The sequence below is a fragment of the Xanthomonas sp. NCPPB 2864 genome (genome assembly GCF_056675615.1).
On sequence record NZ_JBWWVS010000003.1, the window covers coordinates 1 to 15,616 of the forward strand.

At 65.8% G+C, this 15,616-nt stretch carries 11 protein-coding genes and 2 pseudogenes; 11 read left to right on the plus strand and 2 right to left on the minus strand.

The features are described 5' to 3' along the window. From AC1KVE_RS08395 to pbpC, 5 genes and pseudogenes are all read left to right on the plus strand, one after another. Positions 1-191 (plus strand): annotated as a pseudogene (locus tag AC1KVE_RS08395) (hypothetical protein); the annotation flags it as partial. Positions 192-741: 550 nt separating this feature from the next. Continuing rightward, a pseudogene (locus AC1KVE_RS08400) lies at positions 742-3,495 on the plus strand (TonB-dependent receptor); the annotation flags it as partial. 157 nt (positions 3,496-3,652) lie between these two features. Continuing rightward, positions 3,653-4,600, plus strand: a complete 948-nt coding sequence (locus tag AC1KVE_RS08405) for a glycerophosphodiester phosphodiesterase family protein (RefSeq protein ID WP_184455219.1) — start codon at positions 3,653-3,655, stop codon at positions 4,598-4,600. A gap of 131 nt (positions 4,601-4,731) precedes the next feature. Next, positions 4,732-5,508 carry a CPBP family glutamic-type intramembrane protease gene (locus AC1KVE_RS08410; RefSeq protein WP_184455221.1) on the plus strand — a complete coding sequence of 259 codons (777 nt, stop codon included), beginning with the start codon at positions 4,732-4,734 and terminating at the stop codon, positions 5,506-5,508. A gap of 111 nt (positions 5,509-5,619) precedes the next feature. Then, a complete protein-coding gene (gene pbpC / locus AC1KVE_RS08415) occupies positions 5,620-8,040 on the plus strand; it encodes a penicillin-binding protein 1C (protein ID WP_481092733.1) in 2,421 nt (806 codons plus the stop codon). A gap of 266 nt (positions 8,041-8,306) precedes the next feature. On the opposite strand, the gene AC1KVE_RS08420 is transcribed toward pbpC, so the two are convergent. Both AC1KVE_RS08420 and AC1KVE_RS08425 read right to left on the minus strand, forming a co-directional pair. Next, positions 8,307-8,867 carry a ferritin-like domain-containing protein gene (locus AC1KVE_RS08420; RefSeq protein WP_024938597.1) on the minus strand — a complete coding sequence of 187 codons (561 nt, stop codon included), beginning with the start codon at positions 8,865-8,867 and terminating at the stop codon, positions 8,307-8,309. A 43-nt stretch (positions 8,868-8,910) separates the two neighbouring features. Further along, the gene (locus AC1KVE_RS08425) at positions 8,911-9,393 is read right to left on the minus strand and encodes a peroxiredoxin (RefSeq protein ID WP_016903926.1); all 483 of its coding nucleotides are present in this window, start codon (positions 9,391-9,393) and stop codon (positions 8,911-8,913) included. A 162-nt stretch (positions 9,394-9,555) separates the two neighbouring features. On the opposite strand from AC1KVE_RS08425, the gene AC1KVE_RS08430 reads away from it, so the two are divergent. The 6 genes from AC1KVE_RS08430 to AC1KVE_RS08455 all read left to right on the plus strand — a co-directional run bounded on the left by AC1KVE_RS08430 (position 9,556) and on the right by AC1KVE_RS08455 (position 15,507). After that, a complete protein-coding gene (locus AC1KVE_RS08430; RefSeq protein ID WP_016903925.1) occupies positions 9,556-10,032 on the plus strand; it encodes an Hsp20/alpha crystallin family protein in 477 nt (158 codons plus the stop codon). Positions 10,033-10,172: 140 nt separating this feature from the next. Beyond that, positions 10,173-11,069, plus strand: a complete 897-nt coding sequence (locus tag AC1KVE_RS08435; RefSeq protein ID WP_481092734.1) for a DnaJ C-terminal domain-containing protein — start codon at positions 10,173-10,175, stop codon at positions 11,067-11,069. 520 nt (positions 11,070-11,589) lie between these two features. After that, positions 11,590-11,976: a twitching motility response regulator PilH gene (gene pilH / locus AC1KVE_RS08440; RefSeq protein WP_024938599.1), complete on the plus strand. Its 387-nt coding sequence runs from the start codon at positions 11,590-11,592 to the stop codon at positions 11,974-11,976. Between the two features lie 463 nt (positions 11,977-12,439). Beyond that, positions 12,440-13,579, plus strand: coding sequence for an FtsH protease activity modulator HflK (hflK, locus tag AC1KVE_RS08445; protein ID WP_024938600.1), 1,140 nt, complete (start codon positions 12,440-12,442; stop codon positions 13,577-13,579). Further along, positions 13,579-14,442 carry a protease modulator HflC gene (gene hflC / locus AC1KVE_RS08450; RefSeq protein ID WP_039523939.1) on the plus strand — a complete coding sequence of 288 codons (864 nt, stop codon included), beginning with the start codon at positions 13,579-13,581 and terminating at the stop codon, positions 14,440-14,442. Before hflK ends, hflC begins: the two co-directional genes overlap by 1 nt. 600 nt (positions 14,443-15,042) lie before the next feature. Then, entirely contained in the window at positions 15,043-15,507 is a 465-nt protein-coding gene (locus AC1KVE_RS08455; protein WP_065046697.1) for an REP-associated tyrosine transposase, read from the plus strand. Positions 15,508-15,616: the final 109 nt, after the last annotated feature.

Below are 15,616 nucleotides of genomic sequence, written 5' to 3' on the forward strand. Positions count from 1 at the left end.
GCGCTCCTACGTCAGCGCTTCTTCGCTTACGGCGGCATCGCTGCGCACTGTCTTTTCGATGCGATGTAAGCGACACGCAAGGATCGTTTGGAAGACGATTGCGCACCGTGGCTCGCTACCTGATCGCCAACCCACTGCGCGCCGAGCTGGTCGAGCGGGTCGGCGATTATCCATTCTGGGATGCAATCTAGCTGCCGTAGGAGCGTGCTTGCGTGCGATTGGGCATCACCTGGAAAGCCTCATCGCGCGCAGGCGCGCTCCTACGCCAGCGCTTCTTCGCTTACGGCGACATCGCTGCGCACTGTCTTTTCGATGCGATGCCAGCGACATGCAGGGGTCATTTTTGCTGGCTACGGTGGCGTGCTTTCTCACAGGCGCGGCATTCCCGCTGCGCGATCTCGGGATTCCATGCAGCGCTCCGATTCTTACCGTTTGCACTTGTCCGTTCTCGCCGTTGCCATTGCGGCGTGTTCGCCAGCTCCGCAGGCTTGCGCACACGAGTGGGCGGCTATTGCAGCCGATGACTTCGCTCAAACGTCTGTTGCGGCCATGACCGCGACCGCGGGCGCATCAGCGAGCGCAGCTACAACTACAGATGCACCTACAGCTAATAATGACGAGGCATCCACGCCCGAGGCTGAAGTTGCGACTGCAAGGCAACGTTCTCCATTGCCAGCAGATGCATCCGCTGATTCCATAGACCCTGCATCCCCTGCATCCCCTGCATCGGCACAAGGCGAGGCATCCACTAGCGACGCACCGGCCACCCCCACCAAAACCGGCGTGCAGACTCTTGATGCCATGCAGGTCACCGGCGTGCGCCGTGCCAATGCCGCTGCGGTGGAAAGCAAGCGCGCGGCAACTAATATCACCGATGTGATCAGCGCCACCGATGTGCGCGCCTTGCCCGACAGCACCATCGTCGAAGCGCTGCGCCGCGTGCCCGGTCTGTCGGTATTGCCGGCCACCGACAACGAGCATCCGCGCGACGAGGCCGCTACACCGGTACTGCGCGGCCTGGGCCCGTCCTACAACAACGTCACCATCGATGGGCTGACCATTGCCTCGCCCGGCACGCCGAACGGCACGCTCGGCTCGATCACCCGCGGCGTGCGTCTGGACCTGCTGCCGGCATCGATGGTCAGCGAGTTGCAGGTGGTCAAGACCTTCACGCCCGACCTAGACCCCAACGCAACGGGCGGGGCCATCAACCTCAAGACACGCAGCGCGTTCGAAAACGGCGGCAAGCCCTTCTTCAGTGCCGAAGCGGCGCTGGGCCACGCCAACGATGTCGGCAAGCCGCGCGACCAGGACGACCCCGGCTATCGCCTGAACGCCACCGGCAGCCGCACCTTCGGCAGCGAGCAGCAGTACGGGGTCACCCTGTCGGCCAACTACCAGACGCTGAGCAGCTATACCGAAACCCATATGACCACCGACACGGTGCATTACGGGTTCTACGACAACAACGGCGTGCTGCAGACCGGCGCCAATCTCGGCAATGGCTGGGCGGTGCCGCAGCAGGACAAGTACTGGTACGTGCAGAACCAGCGCGACCGCTATGGCGTCACCGGCAAGTTCGAAGTGCATCCCAGTGCCGCACTGGAAGCCTATGCAACGGCCGGCTACTACTATTTCAAGGACAACATGGAGCGCAACGAGGTCATCATCGACCCGCGCAACCGTGGCCAGGTGTTCAATCAGACCGCCACCTCCGGCAGCTATCCCGGCGGCGATATCGAGGTGGGTTACTCGAACCAGATCGTCACCACGCGCACCAAGGTCGCGCAGCTGGGCACGATCTGGCGGCCCACCGATCGGCAACAGTTCTCTGCGCGCGGCGCGTGGTCGGATGCGACCTACGACGAGCCGATCCGCATGATCAAGTACGCCACCGGCATCACCCGCGCCGCACCGGTACCGGTGGGCCAGGCCGGCAGCGGTGTGACCATCAATGCCACGCCCAATTACGCATTCAACTACGACACCTCCGGCTTCGATCAGCGCTTCGGGGTGTCGCCGCAGGCCTACAACGATCTGGGCAACTACAGCCTGTCGTACTGGCGTCCGGACTACAAACGCACCGCGGCCGATCGCATCCTCACCGGCCGGCTGGATTACGGTTTCAACCAAGGCGAGAGCGATCAGGGCATCGGCTTTGCCGCGGGCGTGTCGTACACCACCGACAAACCGTCCTACGACATCTATCGCGTCGAATATCAGCCCAATACCAGTGCGCCGGCGTTTGGCCTGGCCGATGTGGCGGGTACCGGCCGGGCGCCGATGCGCTACGCCGGCCTGAACCTGATCACCATCGATCCAGACAAGGCCAATCGTGCATTGGCTGCAACGCCGTTGAGCGCGTTCAACAGCACCGACCAGCAGGCCTTCAGCAATCAGGACAACTTCACCCATACCGAAAAGACCTTCGGCAGCTATGGCCTGGTCAGCTATCGCAGCGAGCGTTTCAATGTGCAGGGCGGTCTGCATTTCGACAGCACCAGGCTCGATACGGTCGGCCGCCAGCGGCAGCTGGATGCCGCGACCAACCGCTATGTGTATGTCGATAACCCGACCAGTGCCGATTACCACTATCTGCTGCCCTCGGCCATCATGACCTACCACCTGACAGATGCATTGGACCTGCGCGCCGGCGCAAGCCGTACGCTCGGCCGCCCGCCATACGATGCGTACGCGGCGCGCACCTCGATCGGCTTCGTCAACACGGCCGATGCCGGCAACCCGAATGCGCAAGGCGTCACCGTCACCATCGGCAACCCGGACATCAAGCCGCGCGTGTCCAATAACCTGGATCTGTCGCTGGAATGGCGCCTGCCTGGCGACTTCGATGCGTTCGCGTCCACGGCCGTGTTCGACAAACGCATCCAGGACGAGATCTTTACGCTGTCGCGCACCGACAGCTTCACGTTCGACGGCACCACCTACGCCAACGCGCTGATCAGCACGCCGGCCAATGCCGCCAAGGCGCGTATCCGCGGGGTGGAGTTCAACGGCATCGTCAACACCCTGGCGCCGATCGCACCGTGGCTGAGTGGGGTCGGTTTCAGTGCAAATTTTGCGGTGCTCGATGGCAGCCTGGACGTGCCCTACAGCGTTGGCAGCGGCAGCAATATGAGCCAGCGCGAGCGCAAGCTCGACAACCTGGTCGGGCAGCCCGACTACACCGCCAATGCCACGCTGTTCTACAACACCGGCGGGCTGGAGCTGCGCGCGGCCTACAATCGTCAGGGCAAGGCCTTGCGTGCCATCGTCAGCAATATCGACTGGCAGGACCTGTATTGGTCGCCGCGTTCGCAGCTGGATTTCACCGCGACCTATGCGATCAGCAAGCAGCTCAGCCTGATCGGCCAGGTCAGCAACCTCACCCACAGCCGCATCACCAGCGTGACCGGCCCCGGGCAGAACCTGCTCAAGGACAGTTATTCGGTACCCACGACGTATTGGTTCGGTCTGCGCTTTACGCCGACGTTCTAGGCGCGGCGAAGCTGGCATGGCGAGCAGAGCTCGGGCAAGTGCGCGCGGTGCGTGGAAATCAGGATGTTCACCTGGCAGGGCGCCATGCTGAGTAACCGCCGCGCCTACCTGACCGACACGCAATAGTTCTGTTAATCCCTTCAATCGGAGTTGTTCGATGACCTTACGTACTGCCGCCACCGTCGCGGCCATGCTGTGCGCGGCACTGGCCACCCATGCGAGCGCGGCGCCCACCGGCGTGGCCGCAATCCAGGCCCGGCTGACCAATCCTGACGGCGGCATCGTGGTGGTGGCCCATCGCGGTTGCCATGCACCGGCACCGGAACATGGGTTCAAGGACAGCGCACCGGAGAACTCGCTGGCCGCGCTGGAGCGCTGCATCGCCATCGGTGCCGACGTGATGGAGACCGATGTGCGGCGCGCCGCCGACGGCACACTGGTGATGCTGCACGACGCCACCGTGGACCGCACCACCGACGGCACCGGCAAGCTGTCCGAGCTGACCTTGGCCGACCTGCAAAAATTGCGGCTGCGCAGCGACGAAGGTGGCGCGCAGGCGCCGCTGACCGATCAACGCGTGGTCACGCTCGAGCAGATGCTGGCCAGGTCCAAGGGCCACATCCTGCTCAACCTGGACGTCAAGGATGCGATCTACGTGCAGGTGGTCGATGCGGTTGCCCGTGCCGGCATGCAGCACCAGGTGATCGTCAAGGCCGAAGCCGGCATCGCCACGCCGCCGCTGGCGGCGATGCTGCCGTTCGACAAGGTGTATTTCTTCCCGATCCTGATCAACGCCCATGGCACTGCCGACCTGGCCGCGATCGCCACTGCGCAGACACGCAACGCGCATCCGGTCGCGTTCGAGCTGCCCAAGATGTCGGCAGCGCAATTGCCGGCGTTGGTTGCAGTGAGCAAGGCACACAAGGTGCGGCTGATGGTCAACTCGCTGTGGGAAGGCTTCATCGCCGGGTACGGCGGCGACGCCGATGCCGCGCGCGATCCTGACAAGGTGTGGGGCCGCCTGTACCGCGAAGGCGTGTCGATCATCCAGACCGATGCGCCGGAAGCCTTGCTGCGCTATCGCGCGTCGCTGGAGCAGCGGTGAGCGTCGCGTTGCATCATCGCATGCAGCTGGCCTGCGACGGGAGCGGATGTCGCCGCGCAATGTGATCCGTAGAACTGCGGCGGTGGTGTTGCCGTTATAGTCAGCGTTCGTTTGCACGCAAGGGCGTCTGCATGCCGCTCGATACATCCCTGCGCCGACTCACGCCGCATGTCGTCTGGTTGTTGGTGCTGCTGGTCGCGCTGCAGGTGCGTGATGTGGCTAAGGCCCTTGGTTTTCCAATCCCGAAAATTCCGGTGCCTTACGGCGGTGGGATTCTCGACAATCTGCTCAGCGTAGTGCTCGTGCTCGTCGCAGCGGCGTTGCTGCGTCCTGGCATGCCAGGCGAGCTCGCGGCGCGTCTGGGGTTGCGTTGGAACGGCTTACGCGGCCCGGCGCTGACGTTGCTGGCCACACTGCCGTGTTGGCTGGGGCTGTGGACGCAGTCCAGCTCGGTCGGCACCGACGATCTGCTTGGCCTGCTCTGGTTGGCGCTGCTGTTTCCGCTAGCGGAAGAAATCGTGTTTCGCGGTTTCGGTTTCGTCTTTGCCTGCCGTGCGCTGGCCTGGCGTCCGGCAGTCGCGGCGCTGGTGCAGGCGGTTGTGTTTGGCGGTGTGCATTGGCTCGGGGCCGGCGGTGGAGGTGGCGAGGCGTTATTGATCTTCGCCATTACCGGTATCGGTGCGCTGCTGTTTGCCATCGTGGACGCGCAGGATGGCTACACGATCTGGAGCGGCTGGGTGTTGCATGTCTCGCTCAACGCGGCCTGGACGGTCTTTGCGATCTCCGATTCGGCGGCCAGCGGCTGGCTCGGCATTGCGTTGCGCCTGTCTGCGGTATTCCTGGCGATGGGGTTGCTGCGGCTGTTCGTAAGGCCGCGTCGCTCGCCGCACGCGGACGTGGTGGGCTAGCGCACCTGTCGTCGCGCAAGCAGGAGCGTGCAGTCACGTTGATCGCTCAACGCCGCAGCTTGCCGCGCGCGATGGTGGCCGAAATGCGTTTTGCCCTGCATCCTTGGCAGGATGGATGAGCAGCAGCACGCGCAGGCAAGGATCGACCAGACGCAGGAACGCGTCGCTGGCAAGGATGGTGTTGCTCGGCGTGGCCGGCGCTGGTTGACGGGGCTACGCTGGAGCGCCGTGGCACTGTTGTCTGCGGTGTTGCTGCTGGACCTGGCCTTCCCACTGCCACTGCCCAAATCACGGGACACCTCCACGCTGGTGGTGGCACGCGATGGCACGCCGCTGCGCGCGTTCGCCGACCACAACGGGGTGTGGCGTTATCCGGCCAGCCCGCAGAGTGTGTCGCCGCTGTATCTGCAGGCGCTGCTCAATTACGAGGACCGCTGGTTCTGGCGCCATCCCGGAGTCAACCCGTGGGGCCTGTTGCGTGCCGGCGGGCAGTGGATCGGGCAGGGGCGCATCGTCTCCGGCGGCTCGACGCTGACCATGCAGGTGGCGCGCATCCTCGACCCGCATACGCGCACGCCGTGGGGCAAGGCCAAGCAGCTGCTGCGCGCGCTGCAGCTGGAAGCGCACCTGAGCAAGCGCGAGATTCTCACGCTGTATCTGGAGCGCGCGCCCTATGGCGGCACCATCGAAGGCGTGGAAGCGGCCAGCTGGGCGTATCTGGGCAAGCCGGCCAGGGCCTTGTCGCAGGCCGAAGCTGCGTTGCTGGCGGTGTTGCCGCAATCGCCCAGCCGCCTGCGCCCGGATCGCCATCCCGAAGCAGCGCAACGCTCGCGCGACAAGGTGCTCGATCGCATGGTGGAGCTGGGCGTGTGGTCGCGCGCGCAGGTGGACGATGCGCGGATCGAGCCGGTGGTGACGCGCTCGCTCAAACCGCCGTTGCATGCGGCGCTGCTCGCGCAGCGGTTGCACAGCGCGCAACCGCGCGCGGCACGCATCGTGACCACGCTGGATGTGGAGCTGCAGCGCACCCTGGAAGAACGCGTCACGACATACTTTTCGCAGCTGCCCGAGCGTACCTCCGCGGCATTGCTGGTGGTGGACAACACCACCATGGAAGCACGCGCATACGTGGGCTCGGCCAGCTTCGGCGATCGCAAGCGGCTGGGGCATGTGGACATGGTGCAGGCCTGGCGCTCGCCCGGTTCCACGCTCAAGCCGTTCCTGTACGGCATGGCGTTGGACGATGGGTTGATCCACTCCGAAAGCCTGTTGGTGGATGCGCCGCAGAGTTTTGGCAGCTACCGGCCCGGCAATTTCGATGCGGCCTTCAATGGGCCGGTGAGCGCGGCGACGGCGTTGCGGTTGTCGCTGAACGTGCCGGCGGTGGACCTGCTCGACCGGATCGGCCCGGCGCGGTTTGCTGCGCGGCTGTCCAATGCTGGGATCGAGCTGCGCTTTGCGCACGGCAGCGTGCCCAATCTGGCGTTGATCCTGGGTGGCACAGGCGCGCAATTGCAGGAACTGGTCGGTGCATTTGCGGCGCTCAATCGTGGCGGTATCGCCGGGCGCGTGCGCTATACGCCGGACGATCCGCGCATCGAACGCCGGCTGATGTCGCCGGGTGCGGCCTGGATCGTGCGCGAGATCCTGCAAAGCAATCCGCGCCCCGGGTATGGCAGCGGTACCTTCGACACCGCCACGCGCCCGGGCGTGGCATGGAAGACCGGCACCAGCTACGGCTACCGCGATGCCTGGGCGATCGGCGGCACGCGCCGTTACACGGTCGGGGTATGGGTGGGGCGTCCGGACGGCACGCCGCTGCCGGGCCAGTACGGCGCCGTCACCGCGCTGCCGCTGATGTTCGAAGTCATAGACGCCTTGCCGCGCAGCGCTGGCGACAGCGCGCCGGTGCCGATGCCGGCCACCGTGCAGGCGCTGGACATCTGCTGGCCGCTCGGCGGCGCGGCCGAGCGCACGCCACCGGCGCAATGCGCACGCCGCGCCGACGCCTACGTGCTCGATGGCGCAGTGCCGCCCACCTTTGCCGAGCGCGACGCACGGCTATGGCAAAGCGGGCAGCTGCATTTCGACGTGGATGCGCGCAGCGGCCAGCGGCTGTCGCAGGAGTGCAGCCAGGCGCATGAACGCGTGCCGCATGCAGTGGCGCGCTGGCCGGCATTGGTCTCGCCCTGGCTCAGTACAGCCGAGCGCAATGCTGCGCAACTGCCGCCACTTGCGGCGGACTGTCTGCCGGATGGGCGCATGACCGGTGGCGGTGTGCTGCGTATCGACGGGCTGAGCGATCGCGCCACGCTGGCGCGTGCCAACGCCACCTCGCGTCCGGTGCGCCTGCAATTGCGTGCCCTGGGCAGCGACGCGCGCATCGACTGGTTGCTGGATGGCCGCTGGATCGCACAGACCAACGGACGCCAGGGATTTCAGCGCGAATTTGCCGAGGTCGGCACGCATACGCTCACCGCAATGGCCAGCGACGGTGCCTGGACGCAGCTGCGCTTTCGCGTATTGCGCTGACCGCGCACGTGCTGCGCCCGGCCAGTGCAAACACCCGTAGGAGCGCACCTGGGCGCGATGAAGCGTTACCGGGAATGCTTCATCGCGCCCGGGTGCGCTCCTACCGCCGCAGGCAACCACACAGCATCCTGCCGCATAGAAAACAGACAGGGCGCTCAAGGCGCCCTGTCTGCTTAAATCATCGAGTCGATTTCAACTTTCAACTTCAGTGTGAATGTCGATGCCGATCATCGATCACAACACATCGCTCCGTTGCAAGACTCAGCTCACTCGCCGATCCAGCCTTCCAGCAGGTCGGCGAACTCGTCGGCGTGCTCTTCTTCCTGGGCCAGGATGTCTTCCAGGATGCGCTTGGTGGTGGTGTCCTTGTCGCCGATGAAATCGATCATCTCGCGGTAGCTATCAATGGCGATGCGCTCGGCGATCAGGTTTTCCTTGACCATGTCGCGCAGGTCGCTGCCTTCCTTGTATTCGGCATGCGAGCGCTTGGTCAGCGTGTCCGGGTTGAGGTCCGGTTCGCCGCCCAGCTGCACGATGCGCTCGGCGAGCCTGTGTGCGTGCGCCTGTTCCTGCTGCGCATGCTCCAGGAACTCGCCCTTGACCGCGTCGGCAAGCATGCCCTTGGCCATGAAATAGTGGCGGTAATACCGCAGGGTGCACACGTATTCGGTGGCCAGTGCGGTGTTGAGCAGCTCGATCACCGCCTCGCGGTCGGCGTGGTAGCTCTCGGTGATGGCACCGTCTTCGATGCTCTGGCGTGCGCGGCTGCGCAAGGTGGCGGTATCGGTGATGCCGTCGGGGAGTTGCTTGGCTGGCTGGTTAGACATGGCTGGCCGGTTTCCTTCTGAGTGGTTGGGGGGAATCAATGCATCAATCGGGCAGGTGCTGCAGTACGTAATCGGCGGCGGACACCTTGAATTCGCCGGGTTCCTCGACGAACAAGGCCTTGACCACGGCGTCGTCGGCATACAGTGCGTAGCGGCGCGAGCGCAGGCCCATGCCCGAGCCGCTGGCGTCGATCTCCAGGCCTAGTGCGCGGGCCAGTTCGGCGTTGCCGTCGGGCAGCAGGTGCAGGCCGTCGGGGATCAGCTGGCTGCGGCCCCAGGCCTGCATCACGAACGGGTCGTTGACCGCGGTGCACAGCACCTCGATGCCGCGTTTGCGGAATGCGTCGAAGTGCTCCACATAGCCCGGCAGGTGCTTGGCCGAGCAGGTCGGGGTAAAGGCGCCCGGTACCGCGAACAGCAGCACCTTGCGGCCGGCGAACAGGCTGTGGGTGTCCACCGCCTCGATGCCCTCGCGCAGGCGCTTGAGCACGACTTCGGGAATGCGGTCACCAACGTGGATGGTCATGGGGCGGGGCTCCTGCGGCTGAACGAAGTCTAGAAAGGGGCGAGGGAAAAGCGCGTCAACGCGCTTGAAATCCGCAGCGGCACGCCTATCTGACGCACATGGCCGGCGCAACGGCGCACGCCGCGGCAGCCGGCCCCTCACCCAACCTTTTGGAGGCTCGCAATGAACATCGTTCGTTATCCCCAGTGGCCCACCCATGCGCTGCAGAACGAGATCAAGCACGTGTTCGACCGTTTCTTCGAGCAGAACGGCGACACCGACGAATCGGCGGTGGTGACCGCGCAGTGGGTGCCGCGCGTGGACATCAAGGAAGAGGCCAACCACTTCGTGCTGTATGCCGACCTGCCGGGCATCGACCCCGGCCAGATCGAGGTGCAGATGGACAAGGGCATCCTGTCGATCAAGGGCGAGCGCAAGGGCGAGTCCAGCACCGAGACCGAGCGCTTCTCGCGCATCGAGCGCCGCTACGGCAGCTTCCACCGCCGCTTCGCGCTGCCTGACAGTGCCGACCCCGACGGCATCACCGCGACCGGGCACAACGGTGTGCTGGAAATCCGCATCCCCAAGCGCCCGGCGGCCACCCCGCGCCGTATCCAGGTCGGCAACGGCCAAGACCCGGCCGGCAATACGGTGCAGTAAGGCAGCAAAACCTGGAGCGGAGCGGCATGCTTCGCTTCCCGGCGGCAACCGCACCGTAGAATAGGTGCGGTTGCCCGCCCGGCTGCGATATGACTGGCTCGTGGCCTCGGCTGCGGGCCGTTTTTTTCAGAGGTGATTAGATGGAATTCAAGGATTACTACGCAACGCTGGGCGTGGAGCCCAGCGCGGGCGATGCGGAGATCAAGACCGCCTACCGCCGGCTGGCGCGCAAGTACCACCCCGACGTCAGCAAGGAGGCCGGCGCCGAAGACAAGTTCAAGGCGATCAACGAAGCCTACGAGGCGCTGCGCGACCCGGCCAAGCGCAAGGCCTACGACCAGCTCAAGGCGCAGGGCTTCCGCCCGGGCGACGATTTCCAGGCCCCGCCCAGCTACGGTGGTGGGCAGGGTTACGACTACGAGGAAGTGTTCGGCAACGGCGGCGCCGGTGGCGGCTTCAGCGATTTCTTCGAAAGCCTGTTCGCCGGCCAGCGCGGCGGCCGTCCGCGTGGTCCGGGCGCCGGCCCTGGTGCAGGCGCGGGTCCGCAGGCGCGCGGCGACACCCGCGCCAAGCTGGCAGTGCCGTTGGAAGCGGTGTATGCGGGCGACAGCGTGCGCATCACCATCAACGGCAAGCAGCTGGATGTGCGCGTGCCCAAGGGCGTGCAGCCTGGCCAGGTGATCCGCCTGAGCGGGCAGGGCAACGGCGGCGGCAACCTGCTGCTGGAGATTGAGTACGCCGCGCACCCGCAGTTCGAGGTGGACGGGCGCAACATCCTGTACACCTTGCAGGTCATGCCCTGGCAGGCGGCACTGGGCACCGCCATCAGCGTGCCGACCCTGGGCGGGTCGGTGGAGTTGAAGGTGCCGGCCGACTCGGACGCCGGGCGCAAGCTGCGCCTGCGCGGCCGCGGCCTGCCGGGCACCACGCCGGGCGACCAGATCGTGGAGCTGGAAATCCTGGCCCCGGCCCCCACCGACGATGCGCAGAAGAAGGCCTACCGCAATCTGGCCAAGGCGTTCGGCGAATCGGTGTAGGCCGCGTGGGTCTAGCGGGAAATGGGTGAGGGTTCGGCAGGCAGGTGGTGTGCCAGTGAACGTCGATCTGCGCGGTTGAATCGCCGCCGTCCCTTCATCCGGCGCTTTGCGCCACCTTCTCCCGGTGGGAGAAGGGAGCAATCGCCCTCTTTGTGGAGGGATTGGGGTGGGGGTTCGGCAGGCGAGTAGTGCGCCGGTGAACGTCGATCTGCGGCGTTGGATCTCCGCCGTCCCCTCATCTGGCGCTTTGCGCCATCTTCTCCCGGTGGAAGGAGCAATCGCCTTTCCTGTGGTGAGGGATTGAGGGCAGGGCAGCATGCACGCGTTGTGGCGGTGAACGACCTTCTGCAACGTTGTTGAATCCAGTTGCCCTCTGTGCAACGTAGTACGCGTTGACCAGGGCAACCGCAACGCGCCACCGGATCGCACGTCGCAACAGCATCGCCGGGCGCACCGCCTGGCCCAGCTACCGAAAGCGCGGCCGGCGCACTACACTCGCCGCGCACACTAGGGGAAACACATGGCACGCATTCTGATCGTCGACGACTCGCCGTCGCAGCTGCTGGGGATTCAGCGCATCGTCGAGAAGCTGGGGCACGAAACCATCACCGCAACCGATGGTGCCGCCGGCGTGGAAGCGGCCAAGTCCTCGCTGCCGGACCTGGTGCTGATGGATGTGGTGATGCCCAACCTCAACGGCTTCCAGGCCACGCGCACGCTCAAGCGCGAGCCGACCACCCAGCACATCCCGGTGATCCTGGTGACCACCAAGGACCAGGACACCGATCGCATGTGGGGCATGCGCCAGGGCGCACGCGCCTACATCACCAAGCCGTTTTCCGAAGACGAGTTGCTGGAAGTGATGGAGCGCGTGTTCAACCAGAAAGACGAACCGCCGACCGTCTAAGCGCGCCGGCGAGGTGCGACCGGGGCGCGGGTTCGCTCCGCAGTGCGATAAGCCGACGCGTTGACCGCGGCCGGTGCGATCGACGAAGGCCTGCTTGATCCAGCTTCGCGCAGCGTGGAATCGGTAGACCGGTTGGCGCCGCGGGCCTGCCCGCATCACGCGGTCACCGGCAGCAACGCGTATCGAAGGCCGCTCGCCTCCGGCCTTGCCTGCTCCCAACGCCAAGGTCATCACATGCGCGCCTTTTCGGCCCCCGGGACCGCGTCGACACGCGCCTGGACCGGACCGGGCCCTGCCGTCGCCCGATGCGTCGCCGCCCGATCCACCCCAGCGGCTAAACCGGGATGCGTCAATCGGGGCCTTTCAAAACGGTCGGTCTGCCCCATCTAGTAGAATCATCGAATCACACAACACGGCGGCACTGCGGGACTGGCCCGCACAGCCCCTCGATCATGGAGCGTGCATGGCCTGGAACACACCCGGCAACAAGGGCGGAGACGGCCCGGACCCCAACCGTCGCAGGTCCTGGGGCCCGCGCGGTGGTGGCAACGGTGGTGGCTGGGGCAATCTGCCCGCCCCGTTGAAGGAGCTGTTCGATGGCGGCGTGGGGCGCTGGATTCTGGTCGCGGTGGTGCTGATGGTGCTGTTCTCCAGCTTCCAGCTCATCGGCGAGCAGCAGCGTGGCGTGGTGCTGCGCTTCGGCCAGTTCTCGCGCATCCTGCAGCCCGGCCCCAACTTCAAGCTGCCCTGGCCGGTCGAGTCGGTGCGCAAGGTCAACGCCACCGAGATCAAGACCTTCAGCAACCAGGTGCCGGTGCTGACCCGCGACGAGAACATCGTCAACGTCTCGCTCAACGTGCAGTACCAGATCAGCGACCCGCGCAAATACCTGTTCGGTTCGCGCAATGCCGACCTGGTGTTGGAGCAGGCCGCGCAAAGCGCCGTGCGTGAGCAGGTGGGTCGTTCCGACCTCAATACCGTGCTCAACAATCGCGGCCCGCTGGCCATCGCCTCCAAGGACCGCCTGCAGGCGGCACTGGATGCCTACAACACGGGTCTGTCCGTTACCGGTGTGACCCTGCCGGACGCGCGTCCGCCGGAAGAAGTGAAGCCGGCCTTCGACGAGGTCAACGGCGCCCAGCAGGTGCGCGAGCGCCTGATCAACGAAGCCCAGGCCTACGCCGCCAAGGTGGTGCCCGAGGCACGCGGCCAGGGTGCGCGCACCCGGACCGGCGCCGAAGGCTACAAGCAGGCGGTGATCTCCAAGGCCGAGGGCGACGCCGATCGCTTCACGCTGTTGCAGGAGCAGTACGCCAATGCCCCCGAGGTCACGCGCAAGCGCCTGTGGCTGGAAACTGTGCAGAAGGTGCTGTCGGAGAACCGCAAGGTGATCGGCAGCGATGGCCGCCAGGTCATCTATGTGCCGCTGCCGGCCGACGCCAGCAAGTCCGCCAGCAACAGCGGCACTGCGGGCAACGGCAGCATGCCGTCGATGGTGCCGCAGGATGTGCTGTTGAATCCGCCGCAAACCAGTGGCGGCAGCGAGGGCATCCGCAATCCGGAGCGCGGCCCGCGCCCGACCGGCCGTGAGGGAACCGAATAATGAAGAATTCGCTAGTCATCGGCCTGATCGTCGCCGTGTTGCTGACCCTGATGGGCTCGGTGTTCGTGGTGCGCGAGGACCAGACCGCCATGGTGCTCAACCTGGGCCGCGTGGTGCGTGCCGACCTCAAGCCCGGCCTGCACTTCAAGATCCCGGTGGTGGAGTCGGTGCGCGTGTTCGACCGCCGCTTCCAGGTGCTGGACACCGCCCCGGCGCGCTACTTCACCGCCGAGCAGAAAGACGTCAGCGTGGACTTCTTCGCCATCGGCTACATCTCCGATGTGCGGGCGTTCTATCGCGCCACCGGTGGTGAGGAGTCGGTCGCCAATTCGCGCCTGGCCCCGATCATCACCGATTCGCTGCGTAACCAGATCAACTCGCGCACCCTGCAGCAGCTGGTCTCCGGCGACCGCAGCGAGTTGATCGCCAACCAGCTCAAGGGCATCAACGGCGCGATCAAGGGCCTGGGCATGCAGATCACCGACCTGCGCATCAAGCAGATCGACCTGCCGACCGACAGCCAGGTGATCACCGACGTCTACGAGCGCATGCGCGCCCAGCGCAAGCAGGAAGCCAGCAAGCTGCGCGCCGAAGGCGAGGAACAGGCCCTGACCATCCGCGCCCAGGCCGACCGCGAGTCCACCGTGATCGTGGCCGACGCCGAGCGCGATGCGCAGAAGCTGCGCGGCGAAGGCGATGCCGACGCCGCCCGCATCTACGGCCAGGCCGGTGCCAAGGATCCGTCGTTCTACGCGTTCTATCGCAGCCTGGAGGCCTATCGCGGCTCCATGACCGACGGCAACGGCGTGGTGGTGCTGGACAAGAACGACCCGTTCCTGCAGTACCTCAAGAGCGATCGTTGATCGCTCTGCGCTGAATCGACAACGCCCGCGGAATGCGGGCGTTGTCGTATGTGCCTCTCGCTGCCGCGCCCCCACCGTAGGAGCGCACCCGGGCGCGACGGGCATGCCAGGTAAGGCGATCGCGCCCAAGTGCGCTCCTACGCAGGGCGCGCGTCGGCCAATGGATCGGGCGCATGGCGCTTCGTGCACTGTGATGCTGATGGGTATGTCGGGAATCCGCAGCTGCCTGGAGCGTCTCTCCCGTCGTGTTGTCCAGACTCGACCCGGTAGGAGCGCACCCGGGCGCGACGGGCATGCCCGGTAAGGCAATCGCGCCCAGGTGCGCTCCTACGCAGGGCGTGCGTCAGCCGATGGATCGGGCGCACGGCGCTTCGTGCACTTTAATGCCCATGGGTATGTCCGGAATCCGCGGCTGCCTGGAGCGCCTCTCCCGTCGTGTTGGCCAGACTCGGCCCGGTAGGAGCGCACCCGGGCGCGACGGGCCTTACCGGCGGACCCCGCTGATTGCCGTTGATAGTCAGTCGCCATATGGATTCCCCCTAGCGCAGAACGCGGCAACCGCCGATATCCCGCGTGGTCCAAGGCCGTCAGCATCGCGGTATGGCCAACATCGACTCCCCAGGGCATCGCGCGCTGCGCCGCGGCAGGCAGTCTTCGCCCAACAGCGTTTACCTGCTGACCACCACGACATGGCAGCGTCGCGCCGTGTTCGCAGATTTTCTGCTTGCAGCAACCGCCTGCCGGGCATTCACCGCAGCAACGCCTTGCGATGCCAGGCTGCTGGCCTGGGTGTTGATGCCGGATCACGCACATTGGCTGTTGCAGCTGGGGAGCGTCACCGCGTTGGCCGACGCCGTGTCCCGTATGAAAGCGTGCGTAGCGCGTTCGGTGAACGATCAGCGGCAGCATCACGCACCGGTCTGGAGCCGCAGCTACCATGACCACGCGTTGCGCAAAGACGACGACCTGCACGCAGCCGCGCGTTACCTCATCGCCAATCCGCTCCGGGCCGGGCTGGTCACCCACGTCGGTGATTATCCGTTCTGGGACGCAATCTGGCTCTGAGCGTCGAGCCGCGAGCAAGGCCTGCATGCCCACCGTTTGCCGCGCGCCGCCGCGTAGGAGCGCACCTGGGCGCGACCGGCTTTACCGGGAATGCCTGTCGCGCCCGGGT